This is a genomic window from Succinivibrio sp. (assembly GCF_045124615.1).
Classification (GTDB): domain Bacteria; phylum Pseudomonadota; class Gammaproteobacteria; order Enterobacterales; family Succinivibrionaceae; genus Succinivibrio; species Succinivibrio faecicola.
This window is the reverse complement of sequence record NZ_JBGVMC010000277.1, coordinates 1-7,392: the sequence shown is the minus strand read 5'-3', so window position 1 is coordinate 7,392 and position 7,392 is coordinate 1. Positions and strand designations below refer to the sequence as shown.

General features: G+C 36.1%; 6 protein-coding genes. 1 reads left to right on the top strand and 5 read right to left on the bottom strand.

Going from position 1 to position 7,392, the window contains the following annotated elements:
• The 5 genes from ACJML3_RS07220 to ACJML3_RS07200 form a co-directional block, all read right to left on the bottom strand.
• On the bottom strand, positions 1-280 hold a 280-nt coding region (locus ACJML3_RS07220; protein WP_406021927.1), incomplete at its 3' end, for an FGGY family carbohydrate kinase.
• A gap of 129 nt (positions 281-409) precedes the next feature.
• Positions 410-1,609: a multiple monosaccharide ABC transporter permease gene (gene mmsB / locus ACJML3_RS07215; protein ID WP_406021925.1), complete on the bottom strand. Its 1,200-nt coding sequence runs from the start codon at positions 1,607-1,609 to the stop codon at positions 410-412.
• Positions 1,610-1,615: 6 nt separating this feature from the next.
• Positions 1,616-3,190 (bottom strand): multiple monosaccharide ABC transporter ATP-binding protein, encoded by a 1,575-nt coding sequence (mmsA, locus tag ACJML3_RS07210; RefSeq protein WP_406021923.1) that lies wholly within the window; start codon positions 3,188-3,190, stop codon positions 1,616-1,618.
• 66 nt (positions 3,191-3,256) lie between these two features.
• Positions 3,257-4,315 (bottom strand): multiple monosaccharide ABC transporter substrate-binding protein, encoded by a 1,059-nt coding sequence (chvE, locus tag ACJML3_RS07205; protein WP_406021921.1) that lies wholly within the window; start codon positions 4,313-4,315, stop codon positions 3,257-3,259.
• 560 nt (positions 4,316-4,875) lie between these two features.
• Positions 4,876-6,321 carry a tetratricopeptide repeat protein gene (locus tag ACJML3_RS07200; protein WP_406021919.1) on the bottom strand — a complete coding sequence of 482 codons (1,446 nt, stop codon included), beginning with the start codon at positions 6,319-6,321 and terminating at the stop codon, positions 4,876-4,878.
• Positions 6,322-6,480: 159 nt separating this feature from the next.
• Between ACJML3_RS07200 and ACJML3_RS07195 the strand changes: the two genes are divergently transcribed.
• Positions 6,481-7,392 (top strand): MFS transporter (locus tag ACJML3_RS07195; RefSeq protein WP_406021917.1); only part of this gene is annotated, 912 nt, incomplete at its 3' end.

Genomic DNA, 7,392 nt, shown 5'->3' with positions numbered 1-7,392 from the left:
AAACTTTGCCTTTTTCATCGAGCATTACAAGTCCATGCATCTGACCTGCAATTGCAAGACCAGAAACATCGGATGAGTCAATCTTGCTTTCTTCTAATACAGCTTTAATTGAATCAATTGCTGCATGATACCAGCATTCAGGATCCTGCTCTGCCCAGCCGTTTTTTGGTTGAATCAAAGGATATTCAATTGTCTTTGATGCTACAGTTGCGCCCTTTTCATCAAATAAAACTGTCTTTGTACCGGAAGTGCCTAAATCAACACCTAAAAGATAGCGCATAAATACTCCCTTCGATGAATTGTCTGAATATGATTGGTTTTAAAATTTCTTTGTAATGTCTTCTTATTAAAAGACTTTAAAAAGAAATCTCGAAAAAAAAGGGGGCAATGCCCCCCTATTATTGAATGATTAGTTCTGTACTCTCTTCTTTGACATAACGTCAACTACAACAGCAGCAAGAAGAACCAGACCTTTAACAGCCTTCTGCCAGTTAGCGTCAACACCAAGAATTGACATACCGTTGTTTAGAACACCCATGAAAACAGCACCGATAACAGCACCACCAACAGTACCTACACCACCGTATGCTGATGCACCACCGATAAAGCAGGCGCCGATTGCATCAAGCTCATAACCAGTACCTGCCATTGGAGATGCTGAGTTGAAACGAGCCACACAAACTAAAGCTGCTACTGCTGCTAATAAGCCCATGTTTACATATGAGAGGAATAATAGACGGTTTGTATTAACACCTGATAGCTTAGCTGCCTTCTCATTACCACCTAATGCATAGATTCTTCGACCGATAACAGTCTTGTTAGCAATGAATGCATAGATGATAACGATTGCTAAAATTAAGATTAAGATAACAGGGATACCCTTGTTCTTGCCTAAAAGTACGCTTGAAGCAATTACTGCTGCAAGAACAATTACATGCTTGAACAAGAATGCATACATAGGATCAACTTCATAGCCCTTCTTAATCTTGTTAAGACGGTCAAAGAGGATACCTAATACATATACAACTACAATAAAGCCTGTTACAACCATTGTTGTATCAAATGCATTTGCTCTGTTTGCAGGAATAAATGAGGTAAACAGATCAAGATATTCTCTTGAGAATGGGCTGATGGTGATACCATCAAGTACAATAAGTGCAAGACCTCTGAACAGTAACATACCTGCTAAAGTTACAATGAATGAAGGGATTCTGATATAAGCAATCCAGAAACCATGCCATGCACCTATGAGAATACCCAAGAGCAGACAGACTGCAATTGCAAAGTACATGTTCATTGTAGGATCAGAGAAAAGTGCTGTTTCATTCTCAGGCATCACTACCATCAGAACACCGGCTACCGCACCTATAAGGGCGACTACAGAGCCAACAGACAAGTCAATGTTACCGCAGCCGATAATCAAAAAGAGCATACCGACCGCCAGAATAATAACATAGCTGTTCTGGTAGATAATGTTTGTGAAGTTCTGTGGTGAGAATAATGAAACTGCACCACCGGTCTTTAAACGAATTGCGATCTCAAAGAGGATCATTACTAGTATAAGGGCAATTAACAGTGAATTGCGCTTTAACATATTTAGAATTAGCATAATAGTTTACTGCTCCATTGTAGGTTTCTTATCAGAAGAACGTAAGATTGCGCCCATGATGCTTTCTTGTGAGGCATCCTTTCGTGGCATTTCTGCTACGATTTTGCCTTCATTCATCACGTAGATTCGATCAGACATGCCAAGTACCTCTGGCAGTTCTGAAGAAATCATAAGCACTGCTTTACCAGCTTCTACAAGTTTGTTGATGAGGCAGTAAATCTCATACTTAGCGCCAACATCAATACCACGTGTAGGCTCATCAAGAATTAGTACATCAGGTAGTGCAAAGATCCACTTTGCAAGTAGAACTTTCTGCTGATTACCGCCTGACAGATTACCTACATTCTGAAGAACTGAAGCACACTTAACGTTCAGATCCTGTTTTAATTCCTTTGACTTAACAAGCTCAAGATCCTTATCAATCACAAGTTTTGATGAAACAGCCTCAAGATTGGCTAAAGTCATGTTTGTTGAAATAGGATTTTCAAGAACAAGACCATCACCCTTTCTATCCTCGGTTACATAGGCAAGACCGTTATTGATAGCATCGGATACGGAATTAAGGACAACTTCCTTACCGTTGATTATTACCTTACCTGAGATCTTTGCACCATAGGAATGACCAAACAGACTCTTTGCAAACTCTGTTCTGCCTGCGCCCATGAGACCTGCAAATCCTACAACCTCTCCTTTGTGAAGTTTGATTGAAACATTATCATTTACCTTTCTGTTTAGATTTAAAGGATGATATACAGTCCAATCCTTAACCTCTAAAAGGACTTCGCTTGAAATTTTATGATCTGGATTTCTCTTAGGGAAACGGTCAGTAAGGGCTCTACCTACCATTCCTGCAATAATTCTGTCTTCTGAAACGTCGTGATTTGAATTATCCAAAGTTTCAATTGTTGAACCGTCTCTGATAACAGTAATTGAATTTGCAATATATGATATTTCGTTTAATTTATGAGAAATGATAATACAGGTCATGCCCTCTGATCTGAACTTATCAATAAGCTCTAGCAATTTTTGAGAATCGCTTTCATTTAAAGATGCAGTTGGCTCATCAAGAATAAGCAGTCTGCAGTTTTTTGAAATTGCCTTGGCAATTTCTACAAGCTGCTGCTTACCAACACCAATATCCTTAATTAGAGTATGAGGATCTTCGTCAAGACCGACCAATTCTAACAGCTCTTTTGCTCGCTGGAATGTTCTAGGCCAGTCTAATACTCCTTTTGAAAATGAACTAGTACGTTCATTACCTAGAAACATGTTTTCTGCAATAGATAGATATGGTACTAAAGCAAGTTCCTGGTGAATGATTACAATACCTTTATCTTCTGAATCATGGATTTTACTGAACTTACAGGTTTCATTATCAAAAATAATATCACCATCATAAGATCCATATGGATAAATACCACTTAAAACGTTCATCAGAGTTGATTTACCAGCTCCGTTCTCACCTACAAGTGCATGAACCTCGCCTTGCTTCACCTCTAGATTCACATCACGAAGAGCGGTAACCTTACCGAATGTCTTTGTGATGTTTTTCATCTTAAGCAGAATATTTTGTTCTGTCATAAGTACCCCTTATAATCAGGCCAGTTAACTGGCCTGATGAAGTTTGAATAATTGTTGATTATTTAATTACTTAACTTCTTTTTCTGTGTAGTAACCAGACTCGATTAAAACTTCCTTTAAGTTATCCTTGGTTACAACGATTGGAGTACATAGATATGATGGGATTACGCCGGTACCATTGTTGTAGGTTGTTGTATCGTTAACAGGAACATCCTTCTTCTCAACGATAGCATTAACCATGCGAACTACCTGATCTGCAAGGATACGGGTATCCTTGAAGATTGACATAGTCTGAATACCGCGACGCATGTTCTTTACAGATGGCTTATCACAGTCCTGACCGGTTAGAATTGGGAAGTTATCTGCATTGTAGCCAACAGATACTAATGCATTGGTAATACCGTTAGCAACAGAGTCATTTGATGATAAAACTGCATCTAACTTGGTGCCATCAGGACCATAACCGATTGATGCAATCAGGTTCTCCATACGCTTTTGAGCTTCTTCTGTTGACCAGTTTAAAGTTGCAACCTGCTCTTTCTTGGTCTGGCCTGACTTACAGATTAACTTGCCGCTGTCTAAGTATGGCTTTAGCACATCCATAGCACCGCCAAAGAAGAAGTTTACGTTGTTGTCATCAATTGAACCTGTGAATAACTCGATGTTCTTTGGATCTGTGCCTTCCTCATTTAACTTTAAGGCATCAACAAGGTAGTTACCCTGAATCTGGCCTACCTTATAGTTATCGAAGGTAGCATAGTATGAAATAGCATCAGAATTCATGATAAGTCTGTCGTATGAAACAACAGGAATACCCTTATCCTTAGCTGCAGTTAAAACTTCTGTTAATGAGCTGCCATCAATAGGAGCAATAACAAGAACGTCACAGTTTGAAGCAATCATATTCTCAACCTGGTTTAACTGAGTAGGAATATCATTATCGCCTGCATATAGTAATTCAACTTTATGGCCAGCTTCCTGTAACTGTCTTTCTAGATTGTGACCATCCTGATTCCAACGCTGTAATGACTGAGTAGGCATTGAAACACCGATTTTTGCAGCATTTGCTGAACCAATAGCTAATAAAGCAGCACATAGAGTGGTTAAAGTTGTTCTTAATTTCATAGTAAAGCCTCATGTTTGTAAAATTATTGTGCACGTGCACACAAGTTAATAGTAAAGCCATTAAAAAAAAATTGCACCTATACCTAATGATTTGTTCAAAATAATTAGATATATATCATAATTTACCATAACTTATTGAATTATAAAATATTTTTTAACAATGAAAGTTACTATAGTGTAATAATGACTATGTTAATAATAATTTTATATATATATAAACAGTCACCTTCATGTTGTAAAAACCATCAAAAAGAATATATGCATTTTTTTATATTATCCATTTGATTTATATATATTTTTATTGATTTTTACAAAATTCGCAAAATATTTAAAATTTTTCAAAAAGTTTAGGTAGGTCAAAATTGTATATTTTTGTATTGAGAGGTTAATTTTGTGTAATCTTTTTTATACTTAGAACATAAATTCTTTAATTGGTAACCGTTTTCATTATCGTATAAATTTTTATTTTCTATTTGATTTATAAAAAGATTTTAATTTTTCTTAAAAAAAGTAATGCCGACTTCATTTGTGAATGCCGGCATGTTAATAATGAGATAAGGCTATTTATTGTTTTTTAGTAACTCATAATTTTCACAACCTTGCTTGAATTCAAGCTTGCATGATTTTTCAAACAGCTTTAATGCCTTATTTCTATCTTTTCTGACAGATAGGCCGTCCTTGTAGAAAAATGCTTCAAGATTGCATGCTAATGCATTATTCCTATCGCATGCCCATGATATGTGGTGATGAGCCTTATTGAGATCCTTTTTAGTACCATCACCATATACATACATTAGTCCTAAATTCACACATGCAAGATTGTCTTCTAATGAACATGCTTTTTCATAAAGATTGAATGCCACTTTAAGATCTTCATTTGATTTGGACTCATCTTTTATCTGAGTTGCAAGATTATTGCATCCTTCTGCACAGCCTCTTTGGCAACTTATATAAAACAGCTCTCGTGACTTTTGGTAATCTTTATTCTTGTGATAGTAAAGTCCAAGTGATGAACAGGCAAAAGCATTTCCAAGTGTGCATGCTCTTGAAAATGCATCTGCTGAAAGCTTTTCATCATAATCGCTAAACTGCTTATCCTGATATAACATTCCAAGATGCAGACATCCTTGATCATCATTTGCTTTGCAGCTTTTTGTAAAAAGATCTGATGCTACATTAAGATCAGCTTTTGTAGCTATTCCTTTTGCATACATAAGTCCAAGATTCGAACAAGCGTGTGCATCTCCACCTTTACAGCCTCTGTCAAAAAGAGAAAAAGCCTTGTTAAGATCCTTGTTTACACCATATCCGTTTATATACATATTTCCAAGATTTGAACAACCCTGTGGAGAATTGTAATCACATGATAATTTGAACAGATTGAATGACTGACCAAGATTCTTTTTTGAACCAAGTCCGTAATAATACATAAGACCAAGATTAGAACAGCCATGTCCGTTTTTTAAATCACAGCTCTTTTTAAAAGATAATCTTGCCATCTTATTTGATTTTTCCACACCACCAAGGCCTTTTTGGTAAATTTCTCCTAGTAAATCACAGGCAAAACCCTCATTCTGTAAACAGGCTTTTTTAAAGAATCTGTATGATTCACCAAGATCGGTTCTTATCTCTTTTTTCTGAGAATATAGCATTCCTGCAGCAGTACATCCCTTTACGTACTTTGCCTCACAGGCTTTTTCGTAAAACTCAAGTGATGCTACTCTATCCTGTGTATACTTTGAATTTTCAAACTCAGAACCTACCTTGAAGCAGGATTCACCATCTTTTAAATCACAAGCCTTTGTAAGAAAATGAAAAGCCTGTACAGTATTTACTGGATAATCAACATCCTCATCTTTATAACCGTTCAGATGATAATCTACAGCACTAAGACAGCTTTTTAAATTTCCATTGGTGCAGTTTTTCTCAGCCTCTGCGACAATATCCTTTTTACAGGATGTTAACAATGAAAACAATACAATAAGAAGAAGTACTGAAAAACGCATATTTATTCCTTTTTACAATTAAGATAAATGTAATGCAAAAAAGAAAAAATCTCAAATTTTTATAATCTATTGGACCAGTTTTACTCTGATTTTTCAGAAGAAAATTCAAATTTGTGGTATCTTGATATAATCATTTTCTACAATTTTCCAAACATTGAAATGAGCTACACAAAATTACAGATAAAAAAAGCAAAACTAGCAGGAAAAGGTGCATTTTTGCTGACAGGTATGGGAATAGCACCTTGGGCTTCTATTATGCCTTTCGTCAAAGAAAATCTTAACCTTAACGAGCTTTATTATACTTTTCTGCTTTTAAGCTTCGGTATTGGTGCCGTTATAGGTATGCCTCTTGCTGGACCTCTATCTAAAAAATTCGGAGTTAAAAGAGTTCTTACACTGTCTTTTATTTCTCTTTTTATTTGTGTTGCTACAATTTCTATTCCTTGTATCAACTATATTTCATGTGCTCTTGTAATCTGTATCTGGGGAGCATCGCTTGGTGTCACTGAGGTTGCTAACAACATTCACGGTACATATTTTGAGGAAATTTCAAAAGAGCATATGCTCTCTGGATTTCATGCTTTTGAAACTATAGGCTGTCTTTTAGCTGCATTCTTGTTTCCTTTTTTACTTGTGCTTGATATTCATGTTTTCTACGTAAGTCTTTGCGTATGCATTCCTGCAATACTGCTGTCTTTATGTATCGATCATGGATTGCTAAATACACATGGCATAAAAGAAGAAAATACTATTAAGCAGACACAGAAAACTCCTATACGTACGCTTATCATCATATCTGGCCTTGCCTGTATGCTTATGTATCTTTGTGAAGGTCTTGTATATGACTGGAGTGGAATATATTTATTTGATAAATGTAGCGTCTCTTTAAATACTGCATCTTTAGGTTATGTATTCTTTCAGATCACTGTAGCACTCTTTAGAATTAAAGGAGATATGCTTATAACTCTTTTAGGACCAAGAAAAGTTCTTGTTGCAGGATCTTTATTTGCCTTTGTATGCCTGTATCTTATTTCTCTTTGCCACAATCCTTATGTGGTTATAGCACTATTT

What these genes read in the sequence shown, in the direction of transcription:
- mmsA (WP_406021923.1), bottom strand. Translation starts at nt 3,190, where the DNA reads ATGACAGAACAAAATATTCTGCTTAAGATGAAAAACATCACAAAGACA.
- ACJML3_RS07200 (WP_406021919.1), bottom strand. Translation starts at nt 6,321, where the DNA reads ATGCGTTTTTCAGTACTTCTTCTTATTGTATTGTTTTCATTGTTAACA.
- chvE (WP_406021921.1), bottom strand. Translation starts at nt 4,315, where the DNA reads ATGAAATTAAGAACAACTTTAACCACTCTATGTGCTGCTTTATTAGCT.
- mmsB (WP_406021925.1), bottom strand. Translation starts at nt 1,609, where the DNA reads ATGCTAATTCTAAATATGTTAAAGCGCAATTCACTGTTAATTGCCCTT.